General features: G+C 46.5%; 22 protein-coding genes and 2 riboswitches. Of the genes, 12 read left to right on the top strand and 10 right to left on the bottom strand.

The genetic code is table 11. The features are described 5' to 3' along the window. Positions 1–12: 12 nt before the first annotated feature. The 3 genes from EDC33_RS11760 to argF form a co-directional block, all read right to left on the bottom strand. A complete protein-coding gene (locus EDC33_RS11760; protein ID WP_124011317.1) occupies positions 13–1,110 on the bottom strand; it encodes a DsrE/DsrF/DrsH-like family protein in 1,098 nt (365 codons plus the stop codon). 113 nt (positions 1,111–1,223) lie between these two features. Further along, positions 1,224–1,508, bottom strand: coding sequence for a metal-sensitive transcriptional regulator (locus tag EDC33_RS11755; protein ID WP_228311879.1), 285 nt, complete (start codon positions 1,506–1,508; stop codon positions 1,224–1,226). Between the two features lie 160 nt (positions 1,509–1,668). Continuing rightward, entirely contained in the window at positions 1,669–2,664 is a 996-nt protein-coding gene (argF, locus tag EDC33_RS11750) for an ornithine carbamoyltransferase (RefSeq protein WP_040105398.1), read from the bottom strand. 243 nt (positions 2,665–2,907) lie between these two features. On the opposite strand from argF, the gene guaC reads away from it, so the two are divergent. Further along, positions 2,908–3,891 (top strand): GMP reductase, encoded by a 984-nt coding sequence (gene guaC / locus EDC33_RS11745; protein WP_124011316.1) that lies wholly within the window; start codon positions 2,908–2,910, stop codon positions 3,889–3,891. An 82-nt stretch (positions 3,892–3,973) separates the two neighbouring features. Here the strand turns inward: guaC and EDC33_RS11740 are convergent, their stop codons facing one another. Then, on the bottom strand, positions 3,974–4,837 hold the full coding sequence (locus EDC33_RS11740) for a prephenate dehydrogenase (RefSeq protein ID WP_040105396.1): 864 nt from the start codon (positions 4,835–4,837) through the stop codon (positions 3,974–3,976). Between the two features lie 403 nt (positions 4,838–5,240). Here EDC33_RS11740 and aroF point away from each other — a divergent pair, with 403 nt between their 5' ends. Together aroF and EDC33_RS11730 are read left to right on the top strand one after the other, a co-directional pair. Beyond that, the gene (aroF, locus tag EDC33_RS11735; RefSeq protein WP_094907184.1) at positions 5,241–6,278 is read left to right on the top strand and encodes a 3-deoxy-7-phosphoheptulonate synthase; all 1,038 of its coding nucleotides are present in this window, start codon (positions 5,241–5,243) and stop codon (positions 6,276–6,278) included. A 23-nt stretch (positions 6,279–6,301) separates the two neighbouring features. Beyond that, positions 6,302–6,595, top strand: coding sequence for a chorismate mutase (locus EDC33_RS11730; RefSeq protein WP_040105394.1), 294 nt, complete (start codon positions 6,302–6,304; stop codon positions 6,593–6,595). 26 nt (positions 6,596–6,621) lie between these two features. On the opposite strand, the gene EDC33_RS11725 is transcribed toward EDC33_RS11730, so the two are convergent. Beyond that, positions 6,622–7,536: a homoserine O-succinyltransferase gene (locus EDC33_RS11725; RefSeq protein ID WP_040105393.1), complete on the bottom strand. Its 915-nt coding sequence runs from the start codon at positions 7,534–7,536 to the stop codon at positions 6,622–6,624. Then, positions 7,537–8,814, bottom strand: coding sequence for an O-acetylhomoserine aminocarboxypropyltransferase/cysteine synthase family protein (locus EDC33_RS11720; RefSeq protein WP_124011315.1), 1,278 nt, complete (start codon positions 8,812–8,814; stop codon positions 7,537–7,539). Positions 8,815–8,881: 67 nt separating this feature from the next. Continuing rightward, positions 8,882–8,978: riboswitch (SAM riboswitch) on the bottom strand. A gap of 88 nt (positions 8,979–9,066) precedes the next feature. Here EDC33_RS11720 and EDC33_RS11715 point away from each other — a divergent pair. From EDC33_RS11715 to EDC33_RS11705, 3 genes are all read left to right on the top strand, one after another. Beyond that, entirely contained in the window at positions 9,067–9,333 is a 267-nt protein-coding gene (locus tag EDC33_RS11715; RefSeq protein ID WP_124011314.1) for a hypothetical protein, read from the top strand. After that, entirely contained in the window at positions 9,330–10,073 is a 744-nt protein-coding gene (locus EDC33_RS11710) for an alpha/beta hydrolase (RefSeq protein ID WP_124011313.1), read from the top strand. Before EDC33_RS11715 ends, EDC33_RS11710 begins: the two co-directional genes overlap by 4 nt. Positions 10,074–10,182: 109 nt before the next feature. Then, positions 10,183–11,253, top strand: coding sequence for a YkvI family membrane protein (locus EDC33_RS11705; RefSeq protein WP_040105484.1), 1,071 nt, complete (start codon positions 10,183–10,185; stop codon positions 11,251–11,253). A 13-nt stretch (positions 11,254–11,266) separates the two neighbouring features. Here EDC33_RS11705 and EDC33_RS11700 read toward each other — a convergent pair whose 3' ends face one another. Further along, positions 11,267–11,797: a cysteine hydrolase family protein gene (locus tag EDC33_RS11700; protein ID WP_124011312.1), complete on the bottom strand. Its 531-nt coding sequence runs from the start codon at positions 11,795–11,797 to the stop codon at positions 11,267–11,269. A gap of 113 nt (positions 11,798–11,910) precedes the next feature. Beyond that, a riboswitch (guanidine-I (ykkC/yxkD leader) is annotated at positions 11,911–12,010 on the top strand. 46 nt (positions 12,011–12,056) lie between these two features. Here EDC33_RS11700 and EDC33_RS11695 point away from each other — a divergent pair. Together EDC33_RS11695 and EDC33_RS11690 are read left to right on the top strand one after the other, a co-directional pair. Then, complete coding sequence (locus EDC33_RS11695) at positions 12,057–12,395, top strand: DMT family transporter (protein WP_040105388.1); 339 nt, start codon at positions 12,057–12,059, stop codon at positions 12,393–12,395. A 2-nt stretch (positions 12,396–12,397) separates the two neighbouring features. Further along, a complete protein-coding gene (locus EDC33_RS11690; protein WP_124011311.1) occupies positions 12,398–12,712 on the top strand; it encodes a DMT family transporter in 315 nt (104 codons plus the stop codon). 6 nt (positions 12,713–12,718) lie between these two features. Here EDC33_RS11690 and EDC33_RS11685 read toward each other — a convergent pair whose 3' ends face one another. Next, a complete protein-coding gene (locus tag EDC33_RS11685; RefSeq protein ID WP_124011310.1) occupies positions 12,719–13,603 on the bottom strand; it encodes a LysR family transcriptional regulator in 885 nt (294 codons plus the stop codon). Positions 13,604–13,702: 99 nt separating this feature from the next. Between EDC33_RS11685 and EDC33_RS11680 the strand changes: the two genes are divergently transcribed. Then, positions 13,703–14,692 carry a YeiH family protein gene (locus tag EDC33_RS11680; RefSeq protein WP_124011309.1) on the top strand — a complete coding sequence of 330 codons (990 nt, stop codon included), beginning with the start codon at positions 13,703–13,705 and terminating at the stop codon, positions 14,690–14,692. Positions 14,693–14,720: 28 nt separating this feature from the next. Here the strand turns inward: EDC33_RS11680 and EDC33_RS11675 are convergent, their stop codons facing one another. After that, entirely contained in the window at positions 14,721–15,071 is a 351-nt protein-coding gene (locus tag EDC33_RS11675; protein WP_124011308.1) for a YflT domain-containing protein, read from the bottom strand. Between the two features lie 153 nt (positions 15,072–15,224). Here EDC33_RS11675 and EDC33_RS11670 point away from each other — a divergent pair, with 153 nt between their 5' ends. The 3 genes from EDC33_RS11670 (at position 15,225) to EDC33_RS11660 (ending at position 18,892) form a co-directional block, all read left to right on the top strand. After that, positions 15,225–16,535 (top strand): Na+/H+ antiporter family protein, encoded by a 1,311-nt coding sequence (locus EDC33_RS11670; RefSeq protein ID WP_084217680.1) that lies wholly within the window; start codon positions 15,225–15,227, stop codon positions 16,533–16,535. Positions 16,536–16,599: 64 nt separating this feature from the next. Next, on the top strand, positions 16,600–17,970 hold the full coding sequence (locus EDC33_RS11665) for an MATE family efflux transporter (RefSeq protein ID WP_124011307.1): 1,371 nt from the start codon (positions 16,600–16,602) through the stop codon (positions 17,968–17,970). A 34-nt stretch (positions 17,971–18,004) separates the two neighbouring features. Continuing rightward, a complete protein-coding gene (locus EDC33_RS11660) occupies positions 18,005–18,892 on the top strand; it encodes an SDR family oxidoreductase (RefSeq protein ID WP_124011306.1) in 888 nt (295 codons plus the stop codon). 68 nt (positions 18,893–18,960) lie between these two features. Here the strand turns inward: EDC33_RS11660 and EDC33_RS11655 are convergent, their stop codons facing one another. After that, complete coding sequence (locus EDC33_RS11655) at positions 18,961–20,319, bottom strand: aldehyde dehydrogenase (RefSeq protein ID WP_124011305.1); 1,359 nt, start codon at positions 20,317–20,319, stop codon at positions 18,961–18,963. Positions 20,320–20,476 lie beyond the last annotated feature (157 nt).

The raw sequence follows: 20,476 nt of genomic DNA, 5'->3' as shown, positions 1-20,476 counted from the left end.
CAACCTGTCCAATTATATGAACAGGTTCAAGTTGCCGTTTTCTGCATCGCCGAGGTAGGTGCCTACGCCGCCGAAATTGACGTTAGGAAGAAGCTCATCTTCGTCAATGGCCATGATATCCATGCTCATTGTGCAGGCTACCATTTTGACGCCGAGTTTATCTGCCTTTTCAATCATTTCAGTAAGCGCGTCTACCTTTTTCTTCTTCATTACATATTGGATCATTTTGGATCCGAGACCGAACATGTTCATGTTGGAAATCGGAAGTTTAGAGGCGGATTTTGGCATCATCATGCTGAACGCCTTATCCAGACCGGATTTATTCTTTTTCGGTGCATTCGGGTCCTTGATGACATTGAGGCCCCAGAAAGTGAAGAACATAGTGACATCTTTGCCCATGCTTTTTGCACCGGTGGCGATGATGAATGAAGCTAGTGCCTTATCCATATCCCCGCTGAATACGACCATCGTTGCGCCATCTTTCGTTTCGACCATCTGATGACCTTCTCCGGCAGCCTTGGCCTGTGGTGCATTCTTCTGCATCACTACTACAACCTTATCTTCTGATTTTTCATTTTTAAGAATGGAATTTCCAGTCTTGCGTGCCCATGCTTCGACATCTGTGCAGAATCCGAAGTCTGTAACCGTGATTTCCATCTGTTGTCCCGGCTCCAGCTCTCCCATCACTTCATTAACCTTAAGGAGAGGGCCTGGACATTGGAGCCCACTTGCTTCGACCTTTACCCGGTTTGGATCAATTTCAACATTTGCAGTTGATGCCTCTGAAGTTTCGCCTGCTTTGCCTGCACTGTCGTATTTCCCTGTATATGCTGAATAGCCCTCTTCAAGGTTCACTGCGTCGAAACCATTGCGTTTCAGTATTTCAACTGCATTTGCACCGCGTTTTCCGCGCTGGCAGTATACATGGATCTTTCTGTCCTTTGGAAGTTCTTCGAGGCGTTCTTCAATTTCATTTACGGATACATTGTCTGCCTCAGCAATGTGTCCCATTTCATATTCGAAAGGTTCCCTTACATCCAATAGATATTCATTTGCTTCGACCACCTGGTCGGCGTCATTGATGTGGTACTTTGTTTGCGTGTTACTCATATTGCTAAATCATCCTCCTGTTTTTAATACCTGTAGGGGTATAATAACAATGCTTTTTCAATTTGTCAAATACCTATAGGGGTATTTTTTTAAATAAATAAAAACAGATGGGATCATCTGCTCTTATTAAGTAATTCAACTGCTTCTTTGACAAGTTCGTCTGTATCTTCATCCGGATTGTTCATGGTTTCCCTCACGCACTGGACAAGATTTTCACTGACGATGACGTTCATTGTACGATTGAGTGCACTTTTCGCCGCGCTCAATTGGGTGACGACATCTTTGCAGTCCTTGCCTTCCTCAATCATTTTCAGTGCACCGTTGATTTGGCCCTGAAGACGATTAATGCGATTGATTACAGCTTTATCGTAGACCGTCTGTTCTTCTAATGTAGCCAACAACATCACCTTCTTTATTTGATATATGAACATTATAAAGGGTGAAATTGCATTTGTCAAATACCCCTATAGGTATATGAGCTTAAGTTTTATCTCTTCCTTATATACCCGGGCACGTATAGATTACACATCAAAAAAGAGCAACTGTGAAGTTGCTCTCCTAATAGACGTCGCCGCAGGTTACAGCGAGCAGTGCTTTAATTGTATGCATTCTGTTCTCAGCCTGATCGAAGACCTTCGAATAGCTGCTCCTGAATACTTCGTCGGTCACCTCTAGTCCATCCACCCCGAATTTTTCATAGGCAAGTTTGCCCACATCGGTGGTTGTATCATGAATTGCAGGCAGACAATGGAGGAAAATGGTATTTTCCTTTCCAGTCATATCCATCATCTGCTGGTTGACCTGGTATGGATGGAGAAGTTCATAGCGTTCCTCCAGTGCATCTTCTTCTCCCATGGAACACCAGACATCGGTGTATATGACGTCACTTCCATGGACACCCTTTTCAACATCTGAAGTGATCAGGGACCGGCTTCCCGACTGCTGCTGAAGCTCTTTAGCCAATTTTTGAACTGAAAGTGCAGGCTGCAGGGACTCGGGTGCTACAATATTGATGTTCACTCCGAGGATCGCCCCGGTCACGAGAAGGGAGTGGGACATATTATTCCTGCCATCCCCTACAAAAGTGACTGTCTTTCCATGGTAGGTACCGAGGTGTTCCTTTATTGTCAGAAAATCAGCCAGCATCTGGGTGGGGTGCCACTCGTTTGTGAGGGCGTTCCACACTGGTACGCCGGCATGCGTACCGAGTTCCTCTACGGTCGACTGTTCAAATCCTCTGAAGGCGATGCCGTCAAACATCGATCCCAGCACTTTCGCCGTATCTTCCACGGATTCCTTGGCCCCGAGCTGCATATCGTTCTTGCTTAAGTATTCCACGTTTGCCCCGAGTTTGCTCGCTGCTACAGTAAAGGCTGAGCGCGTACGCGTCGACTGCTTCTCGAAGATGAGTGCGATGTGCTTGCCGCTCATGAAGCGCTGGGGGATGCCATGCTTCTCCTTTGTCTTCAAGTGTTCTGCAAAGTTGATCAGTGTCTCCAGCTGATCTTTATCGAAGTCATATTCCTTCAAAAAATTCTTGCCATAAAAATTGATGAGTTTTAGTTGCTTCGCCGCCCCAAGTAATCATCTCCCTGAAAAGTATTTAACGCCAATTATACATTAATATAGCCAAAAAGCAAATAATTATTTAAAATAATGCATAAATTCATATAAATATTCACTACATGTTATATTTCTTACGTACCTTGACTTTAGAAGGAAAATGGCATAAACTACCCAATGGCGAACTTAACAAAGCTATTTATGAAAAACATTCGTTTTATGAGGAGAATTTTAATGGAAAATGTATTTGATTATGAAGATATCCAGTTGATTCCGAATAAATGTATAGTAGACAGCCGGTCAGAATGTGATACATCTGTAACGCTCGGAAGGCATTCATTTAAACTGCCTGTCGTTCCTGCCAACATGCAGACGATCATTGACGAGAGAATTGCACTCAAATTGGCGCAGGAAGGCTATTTCTATATCATGCACCGTTTCGATCCAGAGAAACGCATGGACTTCGTCAAAATGATGAAAGGGAAAGGATTGATCACTTCCATCAGTGTCGGTGTAAAGGAAGAAGAATTTGATTTTGTCGATCAGTTGAAAAATGAAGCGCTTGTCCCTGACTACATTACGATCGACATCGCCCATGGGCATTCCAACAGTGTCATAGGGATGATCAAGTATATCAAGACGCATCTGCCTGAATCTTTCCTTATTGCTGGTAATGTAGGTACACCTGAAGCAGTTCGAGAACTTGAGCACGCAGGGGCAGATGCTACAAAAGTAGGTATCGGACCCGGCAAAGTATGCATCACGAAAATAAAAACAGGCTTCGGTACAGGAGGGTGGCAGCTTGCTGCTCTGAGATGGTGCGCAAAGGCGGCTTCAAAACCCATTATCGCCGACGGCGGTATAAGGACGCACGGTGACATTGCAAAATCCGTGCGCTTTGGCGCCTCTATGGTGATGATTGGTTCGCTGTTTGCAGGGCATGAGGAATCACCGGGAGAAACTGTGGAGAAGGACGGCAAGAAATATAAGGAATATTTCGGTTCTGCTTCAGAGTTCCAGAAGGGCGAAAAGAAGAATGTGGAAGGCAAGAAGATGTATGTTGAGTATAAAGGACCGCTGCGCCATACATTGAAGGAAATGGAGCAGGATCTGCAATCCTCCATCTCCTATGCTGGAGGTGATCGGTTGGATGCAATCCGTACCGTCGATTATGTAATGGTCAAAAATTCAATCTTCAATGGAGATAATGTTTACTGATTTTTAAAATCTCACAACTATTTGAATCACCCCCGATCGTTGGTCAGTACTCAACGAACGGGGGTGATCTTTAGTATGAAGATTATTCTGATTCCGGCATTTCGAGGTTGTGGAGATCATGATATCTGCGCCTGGCTTCCACCATCATTTCCTGCATTGTTTCCACGTCCTCCGTTTCTATTGCATCTTTCAAAAGATCCATCTGTGACTTGAAACGGTCGATGTGGTCAATCAGATAATCCTTATTCATTACAAATAGTTCCGGCCACAAATTTTCATTGATGTTGGTGATGCGCGTCAAATCCCTGTAACTGTCGCCTGTATACTGTTTTGTATTCCTCTCTACATCATCGCTGTTGATGAGGGAGAGGGCGATGACGTGTGTCAACTGGCTTGTAAACCCGATGACGTCATCGTGGAATTCGGGAGTTACAGAGGAGACATTTTTGAAACCCATCCTTTTGATGAGGGAAGTCATAAGTTCGACATTGTCGTCCCTGTTCCTGTCTGTCAATGTAAATAGATAATTTGCGCCCTTGAACACTTCAGCGCTGGAATATTTCAGTCCCCTGTTTTCTCTGCCGGCCATCGGATGACCGAAGACGAAGTCTGCAGATTCAGGCAGAAGCGGTTCGATCTGTCCTATTATCGAACGTTTTACTCCGGTGACATCCGTCAGGATGACGTTCTCCTTCAGAAGAGGTATGTATTTTTCCACTAATGATTTCAGTATGAGTGGATATACTGAAAAAATAATCAGGTCTGCGCGGGGAATTATTTTCTCCGGATCGGTGAACCCCTGCCGGATGATGCCTTCATGTTCGGCATGCTCCAGTGTATCTTCGTCTACGTCAATTGCGTATACAGTGTGTTCGCGGGCGTTTTCCCTCAAGGATAATGCGAACGAGCCGCCAATGTTTCCGAGGCCTACTATGACAATGTTCATTCCTATACCTCCACTTTCATTCATATTAGAGTAGTATAAACGGAAATAAATGTTTAAGCAATATAGACATTTCTGATAATTCTGTATTGACAAAATAATATTAGGGGGATATAATGACTCTCAACACATCTCAAAAGAGGCGATTATATGTTACACATTAAACAACAACAGCATAATCGATTTTACTTTAGCTATTTTTGATACCGTTTGTACCCATCATTGCGTACAAACGTAAAACAAATTTGTTTGTATCAGTGATGGCTAAAGCATTTTGTGATGTCTAGCCATTTATATAAATAAGTGGCTAGGGTTCAGGTATATCATTTTATCAAATTCCACCGCCACTTATTTATACAATGAGTGGCGGTTTTATTTATACAAATTCTATTGGGAGGTCTTTATTATGATAATTCATGTTGCGCATGGTTCAAAAGAGAAGGAGATTCAGGAGCTGGTCAAGAATATAGAAGCAGCTGGTTTCGGGGTGAACCGTTCGGATGGCAAGAACCGGACTGTGATCGGGTTGATCGGTGATACTTCAAGAGTGACTGAGAACGATTTCGCGAAATACAAGATAGTGGATGGCGTACACCGCATCCAGGCACCCTACAAAAAGGCGAACAGACAGTTCCACGAGGACGATAGTGTGATTGACATCGATGGTGTCAAAGTAGGCGCAGAAAACTTCCTGGTATGTGCAGGGCCATGTTCTGTTGAAAACGAGGACGATATGGTGGCGCTCGGCAAGAAGCTTAAAGCCGCAGGTGCAAACACTTTCCGCGGCGGTGCTTTCAAGCCAAGAACATCTCCATACGCTTTCCAGGGGCTCGGTCTCGAGGGGCTGCGCATCCTTAATGTAGTAAAGGAAGAAACAGGACTTCCAATCGTATCCGAGTTGATGTCTACAGACTACATCGATGAATTCGTCGAATCTGTCGACGTCATCCAGGTGGGCGCCCGTAACATGCAGAACTTCGATCTGCTCAAAGCAATCGGTGAAACGGATAAGCCGGTACTTCTCAAGCGTGGCATGTCTGCAACGATGAAAGAGTGGTTGATGTCTGCAGAATACGTCATGGCCGGGGGCAATGACAACGTCATCTTCTGTGAAAGGGGCATCCGCACTTTCGAGACTGCCACCCGCAACACACTCGATCTTCAAGCTGTACCGGTCATCCAGAAGGAGTCCCACCTGCCTATCGTCATCGATCCAAGTCACGCAGCAGGTGTAAGGCACATCATCCCGTCCATGGCCAAAGCGGCAGTAATGTCTGGAGCGAACGGCCTCCAGATAGAAGTACACGAAGACCCTGAAAATGCATGGAGTGATGGACAGCAGTGCCTGACTCCTGATGAGTTTGCAGAACTGATGCAGACGATCGATATGCTGCTTGAGATAGAAAAGAAGACAGCGACAGGAAAGCAGATCGTCCAGCAATAAATCCAGGTTAAGGAGGGATGACCATGAATGAACATGAAAAATTGAGGCGTAGAATCGACGAGCTGGATGCAGAACTGATTGCGTTATTTGAAGCAAGAATGGAAGTTGCAGGCCGTATTGCAGAATACAAGATGGAAAATGACATTCCCGTATTTGATGAAACGCGGGAAGAGCAGGTCATTTGTAAAAATGTAGGAAGATTACAGGATCAGAGCTTGGAGGTTTATGCCGCTTCATTTTTCAGCCACCTCATGGCACTCTCCAGAAAGCGGCAACATGAAAACCTGAAGAATTACCCACTCTCCCATAAACTATAAAAAATAGCCTGCGATATTATCGCAGGCTATTTTAATTCTGTCAGGTCATAGTAGGTATTCTGATAAGTTTCGTTGATCCAGTTGCTGAAAAGGAGATGGCCATGGCTTTTCCAGCTGAATATTGGAGCCGCCGTCGGATTATCTTCAGGGAAGTAGTTGTGTGGGATGGCAATCTCACGGCCGCTGGCCAGATCGCGGTCATATTCATTCTTTAGTGTGTCCCTTTCATATTCCAGATGGCCAAATATGAACAGATCCCGCTGATCCTCTGTACTCAGGATGTCCGGGCCGAATTGAGGATGTGAGGTGAGGACTTTCAATTCCTCAGTGCCATCTATCGCATCCATATCCACCTGGGTGTGACGTGACTGGGGCACCTGATACACATCATCAAACCCTCTGAGAAGGGGATGGGTCGGCATCAGGTTATTATAGTCGAAGACGCCGAACAACTTGGTGGGCAGAATTGATTTCTGTATGCCAAAGTAGTGGTTCAAGGCGAATTGGGCGCCCCAACAGATGAAGAATCTGGAGAAGACGTGGGTTCTTGACCACTCGATGATGTCACGCAGTTCTTCGATGTAATCGACTTGATCAAAATCGAGCTTCTCCACTGGTGCACCTGTGACGATCATGCCATCATAACGCCGGTTGCGTACCTCTTCCAAATTGTGGTAGTACTTCTGAAGGTGGCTGGTCGGCGTATTTTTGCTGTGGTGTGTGGTCATATACATAAAATCGATATCTATCTGCAACGGTGTATTGCCCAGAAGGCGCAAAAGATGAAGTTCCGTTTCCTCTTTTTTAGGCATCAGGTTCAAAATCAACATACGCAGCGGACGTATATCCTGTGTATGCGCACGGGTCGCTTCTATTGTATATACATTTTCCTTATGGAGGCGCTCCCGTACCGGGAGGCCTTCAATGATTTTTATAGGCATTTAAATCGCATCCAGACCTTTTTTTAGATCGTCTATGATGTCATCCACATGCTCCAATCCGACAGACAGACGGATCATTTCCGGTCTTACCCCCCCTGCCAACTGCTCATCTTCCTTAAGCTGGGAATGGGTGGTGGAAGCGGGATGGATGACGAGTGACTTGGCATCCCCGACATTCGCAAGCAGTGAGAAGAGTTCGAGGGATTCTATGAACGTCTTTCCGGCTTCATATCCGCCTTTGACACCGAATGTAAATATGGAAGAAGCACCTTTCGGCAGGTATTTCTTCTGGAGCTCATGATACTCGCTGGATTCGAGGCCAGCATAGTCGACCCATTCCACTTTATCGTGGTTTTCCAGGAATTCTGCAACGGCCTTTGCATTCTCCACGTGCCTTTCCATCCGGAGTGATAATGTTTCGATTCCTTGCGTGAGCAGGAATGCATTGAATGGAGAAAGTGCTGCTCCGGTGTCCCTGAGCAGGGTAGTACGGATCTTGAACGCATAGGCAGCTGGGCCGAATGCCTCAGTGAAGACAAGGTCGTGATAGGAAGCATCCGGCTCCGTCAGTCCAGGGAATTTTCCGTTATCCCAGTTGAAGTTTCCGCCATCAACGATTACACCTCCGATGGAAGTGCCATGGCCGCCAAGGAATTTTGTGGCCGAATGGACGACTACATGTGCGCCGTGCTCGATTGGACGGCAGAGGTACGGAGTGGCGAATGTGTTATCCACGATAAGTGGTATACCATTATCCTCCGCGATTTTCGCTAATGCCTCCAAATCTTCCACGTTGCCTTCCGGATTGCCGATGGTCTCTACAAAGATCGCTTTGGTGTTCTCCTTGATTTCACGTGAAACGTTCTCAGGATCTTTCGCATCGACAAGACTCGTCTCGATACCGAACTTTTTGAATGTATGGGTGAACAGTGTGTGAGTACCCCCATATAGGCTGGCAGAGGAGACGATATGATCCCCGGCATTTGCTATAACCTGTATGGCGTATGTAATGGCAGCCATGCCGGATGCAACGCCAAGGCCGGCAACTCCACCTTCGAGTTCTGCAACACGCGTCTCCAAAGCGGCAGTCGTTGGATTCATGATACGGGTATAGATGTTGCCTACATCTTGCAGGCCGAATAGTTCTGCAGCATGCTTAGTATCGTCGAATACATAGGAAGTCGTCTGATAGATGGGAAGCGCGCGTGAATTTGTGGTAGGGTCCACTTCTTGTCCGGCATGAAGCTGTTTAGTTTCGAAGCGATGATTCTCTGTCATTGTTTCATTCCTCCAGTAATATATTATAAAAAAGAGCCTGCCCAAAGATTAAGGGAGACTCTCGAGTCACTCATCTTTCAGGAACGTACCTGTTGGATTTAGCACCTTACTTAAAAGGTTGCCGGGCTTCGCAGGGCCAATCCCTCCACCACTCTGGATAAGCAAATATTTGATTAGGGACTATGTTACTATAATGGAGGACAATTTGTCAAACACTTTTAAAAATTTAAATAATGGAGAGGAGGAGAGGATATGATCGATTTCCTGGTCATCATTCTGATGGTCATAGCTCTTGTGCTTTTCGTTTTGAGCCGTTATCAACTAGGCAGGACGACAAAAAGCATGGCCGCCCATAATTATGCTCAAGAACTGTATAACCGAGTTTCAAAAGCGCATGGGGCGGGGAAGACGAAAGAGGAGATTATTGCAATGATGAAGAAGGACTATGGACTCGATGAGGATGAAGCGGAATACATATATCATCGGACACCAGATATCCAGAAGGAGGATAAATCATGAAAATCGTAAAGCCTGAAGCGTTGAACTATGGAAGTGGCCCCAGGGCAGTCATGCTGCTCCATTCCTTCACCGGAACGGTCAGGGACATGAAGCCGTTGGCCCAGCACCTTGAGCAGCACGAATATACCGTCCATGTACCAAGCTTCGAGGGACATGGCATGGGACCGGAGGTACTTGTACAGAGCAGCCCTGAAGATTGGTGGAAAAATGTATTGGATGGATATGATCAGCTCAAGGATCAAGGGCATGAAAGCATAGCAGTCGGCGGTGTTTCCCTGGGCGGTGTGCTCGCCCTCAGGGCAGCCGAGGAACTCGACAGCATCAATGGCATTGTGGCCATGTCTGTGCCCCAGGGCAGAGATGTTGGGGATATAAATAGAAGAGTCCTGAACTATACGAGGAACTTCCTGAAGTTTACTGGGGAAGATGATGAAAAGATCATGGAGAGGGTCCAGTACTACAAGGACAATCCGATGGAAAGCCTGGATGACTTCCGGAAGCTGATCGACGAAGTACATGGGAATCTTGGAGATATTGGTGTTCCGGCAGCAGTCAAGTATGGAGGGAAGGATGCGGAAGCATACATGGACAGTGCGAAACATATATATGATGGCATTGGCCATAATGAAAAGACATTGCAGTCCTATGCGGACACCGGCCACCTGATGACGAGGGGCGGAGATCAGCAAGCGCTTTTTGAGGATACCCGGAAGTTCTTCGATTCGCTCGACTGGCAGTGACGAAGATAAAATGATGGGAGAAGGTCTTTCTTCATTTGCCAACCTTCTTCAATAAGTTTAATATGAAGTTATTGTTTTTAAAATATTAAGATAATTCGGAGTGGTCAAATTGCAGAATTTCAGACAAGCCTTGAAGATAGGCTTTGCCTATACAGGTGTAGTAGTTGGAGCGGGGTTCTCCACCGGACAGGAGATACTCCAGTTTTTCACAAATAATGGTGCAGTGAGCATCTTTGCGATATTATTGTCAGGTCTTTTGATACTTTTTACTGGTAAATGGACGGCGGATGTCGGTTTCGACATCAAGGCGGAGTCCCATGTGGATTCCCTCCTGAACATGTTCGGGAATATATTCGGACGGATCATCGACATTGTGCTTGCGTTCTTCCTGTATGGAGTAGCCGTCATCATGTTTGCCGGCGCAGGCTCGACCTTCTATGAAAGTTTTGGTGTAGCACCATGGATCGGGTCGCTCATACTGATTATCGGCGTCTATATCACATTGAATATGGGCTTCAACCGGATTGTCCTGGCTCTCGGAGCCATCACGCCGTACTTGCTTGCACTTGTGGTGATCATTGCTGTCGTCAATTTCCTGAGTCCAGCTGTATCACTTGGTGAAGTGGATCAACATGCCCAACCTTCTGAAACGACGTTCGGGCCGTGGTGGTGGGATGCCATTACATATAGCGGCTTTACGATTGCGGTAGCCTTCAGCTTCCTTACGATGATGGGTTCTGATTCAAGTTCAAGGAAAGTAGCTGGCTGGGGCGGCATGATAGGGAGCATCATCATCATTCTGCTCATGTTCCTCATTAATAATGGCCTGTTGGCCCGTATGGACCAGGTGAATGAATTTGAACTGCCGATGCTGCTTCTGGCCAACGAAATCCATCCGATACTCGGCTTCCTGCTCTCGATAGCGATGCTGCTTGTCATCTACAATACAGCTGTCGGCATGCTGTACCCGTTTCTTGTCAGGTTCAGCCAACCGAAAAGCCGTCGCTACAATATCCTGCTGCCGAGTGCGCTGATTCTCGGCTACTTCCTCAGCTTTGTAGGTTTTGCCGACCTTGTGGGGACTGTCTATCCGGTGATGGGCTATGTAGGATTACTGCTCGGTTTGGCGATGTTCTTCAAATGGATTAAACTTATGATGGCAAAGAAAGCTCCTCAATGATGAGGAGCTTTCTTCATTTTCCACCCTTTCCTATGATGAAGACGTTCATATTGGAGAGGACATCAATTGTCTTATCATGAAGTGTCCTGTCAGTACTGGCTGCTAGATCTTTGTTGAGTGTGATGTCTGCCTGGGGAAAAATATTCTGGATGACCATGATGTTTGCAAGTACGCAGACATTCGTCTCAGCACCGACAAATTCCACGGTGCGGTTGGTCTCTACTTCATCGCCATACTTCTTCTGGATTTTTCGCGCTTCTTCAGGAGGAATGCCGTAGAACGTCTTTACATATTCATCTCCGTGGTCTTCGAGCAGCTGGCGGAACTGCGGAAAGATTTCCTCATCGAAGCGGATGCTTTCCAGGCTCCGCTTCTCCTGTTCAAATTCCGGATAGAGATTGCGGGTATAGAGAACGGACTCGCCCTCATCTATAGCCTGTCGTATACGCGACTCGATGCCATCCCGCACTTCTTTAGTGGATTCTGCGTACCCTGTGCCATTTTCATCAAATATATCATTTTGAAGATCTATTGCAATGAGCATTCAATCTACTCCTTTATAGTGAAGGTTCATGATATTCATTTACCCATTTGCCGTGCCTTCATACCGTCTCCCTTGAAAATCCTCTTCATTTTAGTTACCATGCAGGTAATCATATAAAAGTCGCCTAGGGTTCCGTCATCTGACGATGGGTCTGGTCCGAGAGGTGGCGCATGAAGTTTATTCATGACACGGAAGGATAAAAGCCTGGGAGAAGATACCATTCTCTTTCAGGCTTTTTTTATATTACAGGAGGTAGGAAATGACTAGGCAATGGATTAAAGTTGTAATCGCCAGTGTTTTTGAAGTGGGCTGGGTTGTCGGTCTCACCCATTCGACGACATGGTATGAATGGGGAGCCACCCTGATCGCGATATTTTTAAGTTTCTATCTGATGATTGATGCAGGCAAATATCTGCCGGTAGGTACCGTATATGCCGTCTTTGTTGGTCTGGGGGCATTCGGCACCGTTTTTTCTGAGATCATTCTTTTTGGTGAACCATTTGTACCCATAAAGATCGTTCTGATTTCGCTTATACTTTTTGGAGTGATCGGATTGAAAGTGGTTACCGATGAAAATACTGATGGGGAGGCACGATGACTATGGCATGGATTTCGCTTATTGTAGCAGGGCTGTTCGAAGTGTGCGGCGTGCTTTCAATTAATAGGCTGCATCGGAACAAATCTCTATTCTCCCTCATACAGCTGCTGATATTTTTCGGCCTATCCTTCTTCTTTCTGTCGCTTGCGCTTGAAGTGCTGCCGATGGGTACGACCTATGCAGTATGGACAGGCATCGGAGCTTCTGGAGGAGCGTTGCTGGGAATGGTTTTCTTCGGGGAATCGAAAGACTGGAAGCGGATCTTCTTCATCATGCTCATCATCTTTGCCGTAGTCGGTCTGAAGTTGGTTTCCTGATACTCATCATGAAACTTCGTGTGGCTCAATGGCCGTTTCATTGAGCAGGCTGAGGAGGGCAAGTGTGCTGGCTGAATGGAAGCGCACTTCCGGTGTGAGGAGATAGAAGTATCTGTCGAGGTTCATGTCATTGTAATCGATGCGCTGTAAACGTCCTGTTTCAAGTTCATGCTGGACGGTGTGTCTTGACAGCACTGAAAGGCCGATGCCGCTTCCTACGGCGTTCTTTATTGCCTGGGTACTGCTTAAAGTGATTGTTTTAGGCTGTATATCAAGACGTTTGAAAACCTGTTCCTGGTAATGCCGGGTACCGGAGCCTTCTTCACGGATCAGCCAGGTTGCCGCATCCGGTTTTTTCAGGGAGGTGTCGGGAAAGGCAGCGTTGGCGACAATATACATGGAATCCTTGAGAAGATAGGTGACATTGACCCTGGAGTCGGCAATTTCATCTTCGATGATTCCTATATCAAGGTTGGAACTGTTTATGCCTTCCATGATGGATGCTGAATTGCTGATCTGCACTTCAGGTACCACCCCCGGATATTTTTCTACGAGCTTTGCGAGTATGGCGGGGAGTATGTACTCTCCATAAGTGTAGCTTGCACCGATCTTCACAGGACCTTTCGTTTCTTCCTGGAGGTCATGTATGAGATGGTGCATCCTCGACTCGATGGATAAAGCTTCTTTGGCATGATGATAATATATCTCTCCAGCTGGGTTCAGACGTATCCCGCGGGTGGAGCGTTCAATTAAAGTGATATCAAGCTCCTCTTCGAGTTGCTTGATATATCCTGATACTGCGGGCTGTGTCATATGGAGCATATGCGCTGCCCGTGTGAAGCTGCCTTCCTCCACGACTGATACGAATACCTTCGCTACTTGAGTGATCATATTTAATCCTCCATAACCTATTGGTTATAATTAACATAATTATATACTATTTCACTTATGTCTCCCACCATTCTATCATTGAGGTGGGAGGCGAATAATATGAGAGCTGAAAAGCTGCAATTCTGGTACGGTATTCTTTTTACATTATTCATAGCAGTCATCAGCTTTGGAATCGCCCAGTTGCCGGGGTTCACCTATATTGGTCCGCTGGCGACGGCAATCATTCTTGCGTTCATATACAGACAAATTTTCGGATACCCAGATAGGCTGAGGTCAGGTATCCAATTTTCAGCGAAAGTGCTGTTGCGCGCTGCAATCATTTTATATGGGCTCAAACTCAATATAGATACGGTATTCACCGAAGGTCTGCCGCTTTTGATGAAATCAGCAATCGTCATTGCTCTGGCAATCCTTCTATCATATGCATTGGCGAAAATATTCAAAACCGACATGACCCTGTCCATGCTGCTTGGTGTGGGGACGGGGGTTTGCGGAGCTGCTGCCATTGCTGCGGTTGCGCCGATAATCAAAGCGAAGGATGAGGATACGGCGGTCAGTGTAGGCATCATTGCCCTGCTGGGTACAGTGTTCTCCATATTTTATCTCATCATCCGTCCTTATCTGCCCATCGGTGATGTTGCATATGGGGTATGGTCTGGGCTCAGTCTGCATGAACTTGCACATGTCGCGCTTGCTGCAGAACCAGCAGGTGAAGAAGCATTGGCATTTGCACTCCTTGCAAAGCTTTCAAGGGTATTTCTGCTCGTACCCCTATGCTTCATCTTCATCTGGTATATGAGAAGAAAACAGAGCAGGACAGGAGAGGCCAAGGTGGCTTTTCCATATTTTCTCATCGGCTTCATTTTGATGAGCCTGTTGAACAGCTATGTACTTGGAAACGGAGTGGTACTGTCGGAAGGCACTATGGATCTTATTTCCAACTTGACTACACTGCTCCTGACGATGGCTATGATTGCACTTGGGCTGAACATCAACATGAAGGATATGGCAGGCCGGACACTGAGACCCTTCGCCATCATCTTCTTTGTTTCCATATTGATTTCAGTAATGGTATACATTATAAAATAAAGCCGTTTCCCGAGGGAACGGCTTTATTTTAGGAAAGATATTGTTCAATGCTGTCATTATTTGTAACGATCAGGAAGACTTTCCCTTCATCCATCTCGCTTTCAAAGCTTTCCGCTTCGGACTCTGAAAAGCCAAGGTTCTGCAACTGTTTACGGAGCAGGTCGCCTTTTTTCTCGAAGGTCGATTTCACTGCTTCACCAATGCCCATTTCACTCAGCCCCACTGTGCTGGCACCAGCGTTGTCTGCAATGCGTTTAGTACGGTCATCATCGTGGGAGATGACATAGATATCGTCTGCTTTGACATCTTTGGAAGTAAGTTTACTAATATCATCTTGGAGTGCTTCATCATTCGTATACGGTTTAATGAATGGTTTCATGATATATGATTCCTCCTGAATGTAATGATATTAACGATCCACAGGAATGATTCCCTTTGTTGATGCAATTAAACATCGTCGTATTGACAAATGCCGCCAAAGTATTTAGTATTGCGATGTTGTAAAACTATAATGTTCGGAAGGTGACTCTATTTGAATGCGGTCCTGATAGCGGTTTTTATAATGATTTTATTAAGTCTCTTCAGATTGAATGTAGTATTGGCACTATTCATCGGCGCCCTGGCTGGTGGTGTGGTGGCAGGCATGGGATATGGTGAGGTCATCACCGTATTTACAGAAGGTATCGTAGGGGGTGCGGAAATTGCACTCAGTTATGCTCTGCTCGGCGGATTTGCTGCGCTTATCGCATACAGCGGCATTACAGAAGTGCTTGTGGGATTCATCATCAAGGCGTTGAAGAAGGAGCAGTCGAGGAAGGCAAGAATCATTGCGAAAGTCTCGATCATCATCGCCCTTCTTGCGGTATCGATCATGAGTCAGAACCTCATTCCGGTACATATTGCATTCATTCCGATACTCATTCCACCACTGCTCAGCCTGATGAATGAACTTGGTTTCGACCGGCGTCTCATTGCAGTGGTATTGACTTTCGGACTGACTTTCCCCTACGTCCTCTTTCCAATCGGTTTTGGACAGATATTCCAAAATACGATTGTGACGGGGTTCGAATCCGCAGGGATGGAGATTGCTTTCGGAGAAGTGGCGCCTGCACTCATCATTCCTGCAAGTGGATTTGTTGTCGGCCTGTTCCTGGCATTATTCTATTATAGGAAGAACCGCCGTTATGAAACGAGGGATATCGCCTCTGAAGGTGTTGCAGAGGTAAGTGTTAAAACAGTCTCCATTGCAGTGGCTGCAATCATTGCGACATTCGGGGTTCAGATCTTGACGGATTCGATGATTTTCGGTGCGTTGGCGGGAATCATGGTATTCTTCCTCTCCTTCCAGTTCAAGTGGAGCAGGCTGGATAATGAATTGGTCAACGGCATCAAGATGATGGCCTATATCGGCATCGTCATGCTGGCTGCCAACGGTTTTGCTGCCGTCATCTCAGAGACCGGACATGTGAGTCCGCTTGTCGATGGCATTGCGAACATCCTATCGGATCAGAAGATACTTGTAGTCATCTCCATGCTGTTTGTAGGCCTGGTGGTGACGATGGGGATAGGTTCCTCCTTCGCAACCATTCCGATCATTGCGAGCATATTCATACCAATGGGAATGGAGCTCGGTCTGTCGATACCTGCGATCATTGCAATCATCGGCACTGCAGGTGCACTGGGTGATGCCGGCTCACCTGCTTCCGACTCGACGCTTGGTCCTACGGCTGGTCTTGCCGCAGATGGACAGCATAATCATATATGGGATACTTGTGTCCCAACTTTCATATTCCTGAACATCCCGGTACTGATTGCAGGTTTCTTTGCAGGGATGATCCTATAACATTTAAAATCCATCCGGAGCCATGGCTCCGGATGGATTTATATCATCAAGAAAAGGTGAGTTTATGTATCATACAGATTCAAAACGTGAAATGTACAAGCAGTTCATCAGAATACTGTGGCCGATCATGATCACCCAGGTACTTCTATACTCAATGAATCTGATCGATACCATGATGTCCGGGAGGGCGGGAGTAGAGGATCTGGCTGGTGTGGCCATCGGATCCAGTTTCTGGGCGCCGGTTTCGACCGGCATCAACGGCATCCTTCTGGCAGTCACGGCCATCATTGCACAGCTTCTCGGTGCGGGCCAGAAGGACGCTGTACGCCATAACGTACAGCAGGCCATCTATATCGCAGCAGCACTCACTGTCCTGATCCTGTTGCTTGGTATATTTTTCCTGGATAATCTGCTTAATGTCATGGGGCTGGAGAACTCGGTCCACCATATCGCCTATCACTACCTTGTTGGACTAGCAACCGGTATACTGCCGTTATTCATGTTCAGCGTATTGCGTAATTTCATTGATGCACAGGGGTTCACAAGGATATCGCTATACGTTATAACAACGTCGTTGCCCCTGAATATATTCTTCAACTATACATTGATTTTTGGGAATTTCGGCTTCCCTGAACTTGGAGGCATCGGTGCAGGCTATGCGACAGCCATCACCTACTGGCTCATGTTCCTCCTCATCTCCCTCATGGTCTTGCGGGTGGCACCATTGAAGGAGTTCTACATATTCAGAGGATGGTCCCGGCCTTTGTTGCACACCCTGCGCCACCATTTGGCTGTAGGGGTTCCGATCGGTGTACTCATATTTGTAGAGACCAGCATCTTTTCTATGATGACCCTCCTCGTTGGAGTGATGTTTACAACAAATGTCATCGCAGCCAACCAGGTGGTACTCAATTTTACGACGATGCTTTTCATGCTGCCATTGAGTATATCCATGGCAATGACCATTGTGATTGGCTTCAGTGCCGGAGGCGGCAGGCATGAGGATGCAAGGCGTTATAAAATGATGGGAATCATTTCAAGTCTGGGCCTTGTGGGAATCGCATCCATATTCCTCTACTTTTTCAGGGAGCCGATTTCGTATTTGTATACGGATGATCCGGAAGTGGTGGCCGTTACAATGCCATTATTCCTTTTCGCCATCATCTATCAGTTCTCTGATGCCCTTCAGGCGACTTTTCAGGGGATACTGAGGGGATACAAGGATGTCGTAATCCCTTCAATGATCGCCATCGTTTCCTACTGGCTCATCGGCATGGTTTCAGGGTACCTCCTGGCCTCCCAAACAGATCTCGGGGTTTACGGCTTCTGGATCGGCATTTCCGTCGGCCTTACTTCTGCAGCCGTCGGCTTCCATATCCGATTGAAGTACATTGAATATAAAAATATGTTTAAGGTCTCCCAAAGTGCGCAATAGTTATACAAAAGCAACATGGAAGGGGAATATGAACATGCCAGATTTGAATAATCCAAAGCATAAATATTTTGAAGATAAATTCAGCAGACAGGAACAGGAATATCCGGGCGTCCAGAATGAAATGACACCGGTACCAGATTGTGGAGAAGAGTCCTATAAAGGCAGCGACAAGTTGACGGGAAGAAAGGCACTGGTCACCGGAGGGGATTCCGGAATCGGACGGGCAGCAGCGATTGCCTATGCCAAAGAGGGTGCGGACGTTGCAATCAACTACCTGCCTGATGAAGAATCCGATGCCCAGGAAGTCAAAGAGGTGATTGAGGCCGCAGGCAGGAAGGCTGTGCTTCTGCCTGGAGATCTGCGGGACGAATCATTTGCCAGACAGCTCGTCCATGACGCGGCAAAACAATTGGGCGGCCTGGATACCTTGGTCATGAATGCGGGTATGCAGCAATATATAAATGATATAAAAGGTCTGGAGACAAAGCAGCTTCAAGATACTTTCACCATCAATGTGTTCTCGAATGTATGGATGCTCCAGGAAGCATTGGATCATCTTCCCGAAGGTGGGAGTGTAATCATCACTACTTCCGTGCAGGCCTTCAGTCCAGCTTCGATACTGGCTGACTATGCCATGACAAAAAGTGCGCAGGTATCATTCATCGTTTCAATGGCTCAGGAGCTTGGAGAGAAGGGTATACGCGTAAATGGTGTAGCGCCGGGACCGGTATGGACGGCCCTGCAGATTTCAGGCGGCCAGCCGCCGGAAAACATCCCGGAATTTGGCCAGAATACGCCGCTTCAGCGTGCAGGTCAGCCGGTTGAACTGTCCGACACCTATGTATTGCTCGCTTCAGATAGTGGCAGCTATATCACCGGTCAGGTATTCGGTGTGACCGGCGGCATGCCGATCAATATGTAGATGGTAATATACTGAAGAAACAACCAGCCCCCATTGGGACGTTAACGTCCCAATGGGGGCTTTTTGGATTACTTCCAAAGGTATTTAAGCATCTTACCGAAAAGCTTTGCATTCGGATATCTGAAGGGTAAATCGAAGCAGGTGGTCTGATGGAGGATACTCTTTTCATGGGTGAAGGTATCGAATGAATATTTGCCGTGGTATTTCCCCATCCCGCTGTTGCCGCGGCCACCGAAGGGGAGGTGGGGATTTGCGAGGTGGAAGATGGTATCATTTACAGCACCTCCACCGAATGGTACTGCCTTGATGACACTGGCGGCTTCGGATTTCTTATCTGTAAATACATAGAGCGCCAACGGGTCGGGCAGATCCCTGACATCCAGAATTGCTTTGTCCAGGGAAGTGAAGCTGAGTACGGGAAGCACAGGACCGAAGATCTCCTCCTGCATCGCATCATGACCGAAATCCGCGTTATCGATGATGGTCGGCTCTATAGTGAGGGTGGATGGATCTGTATGGCCGCCATGGACCACGTCCCCGTGAATCAAGGCTCCGATGCGTTCAAAATGCTTTTGGTTGACTATTCTCATATATTTGCCGTCCCTTACATCCTCCTCATAGAATTTATGGGCATAATATTTCATATGTCGGAGCAATTCCTCCTTTATCGAGGCGTCTGCATAGACGAAATCTGGCGCCACACAAGTCTGTCCTGCATTGATGAATTTTCCCCAGACAATCCGTTTGGCTGCAAGTTTTACATCAGCATTTCTCGTCACTATGGCAGGTGATTTTCCTCCAAGCTCAAGGGTGACGGGAGTAAGGTGCTGTGCAGCACTCTCCATGACGATTCTTCCCACATGGGAACTGCCTGTATAGAATATATAGTTGAATGGAAGGGTAAGCAGGCTCTGGTTGGTCTCAATGCCACCCTCTACAGCAGTGATATACTTTTCGGGAAAAGCAAAAGATATGATATCGCTGATTACACGGCTTACAGCCGGAGTATGTTCCGAAGGCTTGAGGATTGCGGTATTCCCTGCACTGATCGCCCCGATCAGTGGTGCAACCGTCAGGTTGAATGGATAATTCCAAGGGGCGATGATGAGCGTAACGCCGTAAGGTTCCTTATAGATTCTGGAAGTGGAACCGATATGTGTGACCGGCGTCTTCACCTTTTCTGTTTCTGCCCACACTTTCAGGTGCTTTATAGTAAAGTTGATATCGTTATAGGCATAACCGATTTCTGTAAGATATGCTTCAGCCTCACCTTTGTTGAAGTCTTCCTTCATGGCATCAAGGAGAGCTGCCTCGTAGTACTGTATGCTTCTTTTGAGCTGTTTGAGTGCGTTGATTCTGAACGGGATGCTTCTTGTACTTTCAGACTGATAAAACTGCTTCTGTCTATTGAATAATGATTCATACATATCTGTCTTCACTCCTTATTTATGTATATACCCGGATTTGTGAGGAACATGTAGCCCCATCATCTAATAGGATACATTTAATCTTGCATTGTTATTGGCTCTTTGATTTAGCCAATACTATTTTAAGAAATAATAAACTTTTATATTATTTGTGTAA

Source organism: Salinicoccus roseus, assembly GCF_003814515.1.
Classification (GTDB): Bacteria; Bacillota; Bacilli; order Staphylococcales; family Salinicoccaceae; genus Salinicoccus; species Salinicoccus roseus.
The sequence above is the reverse complement of the archived record's forward strand: the minus strand, read 5'-3'. Positions and strand labels throughout refer to the sequence as shown.

What these genes read in the sequence shown, in the direction of transcription:
- EDC33_RS11710 (WP_124011313.1), top strand. Translation starts at nt 9,330, where the DNA reads ATGAAAATCGTAAAGCCTGAAGCGTTGAACTATGGAAGTGGCCCCAGG.
- EDC33_RS11720 (WP_124011315.1), bottom strand. Translation starts at nt 8,814, where the DNA reads ATGACAGAGAATCATCGCTTCGAAACTAAACAGCTTCATGCCGGACAA.
- EDC33_RS11715 (WP_124011314.1), top strand. Translation starts at nt 9,067, where the DNA reads ATGATCGATTTCCTGGTCATCATTCTGATGGTCATAGCTCTTGTGCTT.
- EDC33_RS11680 (WP_124011309.1), top strand. Translation starts at nt 13,703, where the DNA reads ATGAGAGCTGAAAAGCTGCAATTCTGGTACGGTATTCTTTTTACATTA.
- EDC33_RS11660 (WP_124011306.1), top strand. Translation starts at nt 18,005, where the DNA reads ATGCCAGATTTGAATAATCCAAAGCATAAATATTTTGAAGATAAATTC.
- EDC33_RS11730 (WP_040105394.1), top strand. Translation starts at nt 6,302, where the DNA reads ATGAATGAACATGAAAAATTGAGGCGTAGAATCGACGAGCTGGATGCA.
- EDC33_RS11685 (WP_124011310.1), bottom strand. Translation starts at nt 13,603, where the DNA reads ATGATCACTCAAGTAGCGAAGGTATTCGTATCAGTCGTGGAGGAAGGC.
- EDC33_RS11695 (WP_040105388.1), top strand. Translation starts at nt 12,057, where the DNA reads ATGACTAGGCAATGGATTAAAGTTGTAATCGCCAGTGTTTTTGAAGTG.
- EDC33_RS11665 (WP_124011307.1), top strand. Translation starts at nt 16,600, where the DNA reads ATGTATCATACAGATTCAAAACGTGAAATGTACAAGCAGTTCATCAGA.
- EDC33_RS11655 (WP_124011305.1), bottom strand. Translation starts at nt 20,319, where the DNA reads ATGTATGAATCATTATTCAATAGACAGAAGCAGTTTTATCAGTCTGAA.
- EDC33_RS11675 (WP_124011308.1), bottom strand. Translation starts at nt 15,071, where the DNA reads ATGAAACCATTCATTAAACCGTATACGAATGATGAAGCACTCCAAGAT.
- EDC33_RS11740 (WP_040105396.1), bottom strand. Translation starts at nt 4,837, where the DNA reads ATGAACATTGTCATAGTAGGCCTCGGAAACATTGGCGGCTCGTTCGCA.
- EDC33_RS11690 (WP_124011311.1), top strand. Translation starts at nt 12,398, where the DNA reads ATGGCATGGATTTCGCTTATTGTAGCAGGGCTGTTCGAAGTGTGCGGC.
- EDC33_RS11700 (WP_124011312.1), bottom strand. Translation starts at nt 11,797, where the DNA reads ATGCTCATTGCAATAGATCTTCAAAATGATATATTTGATGAAAATGGC.
- EDC33_RS11725 (WP_040105393.1), bottom strand. Translation starts at nt 7,536, where the DNA reads ATGCCTATAAAAATCATTGAAGGCCTCCCGGTACGGGAGCGCCTCCAT.
- guaC (WP_124011316.1), top strand. Translation starts at nt 2,908, where the DNA reads ATGGAAAATGTATTTGATTATGAAGATATCCAGTTGATTCCGAATAAA.
- aroF (WP_094907184.1), top strand. Translation starts at nt 5,241, where the DNA reads ATGATAATTCATGTTGCGCATGGTTCAAAAGAGAAGGAGATTCAGGAG.
- EDC33_RS11760 (WP_124011317.1), bottom strand. Translation starts at nt 1,110, where the DNA reads ATGAGTAACACGCAAACAAAGTACCACATCAATGACGCCGACCAGGTG.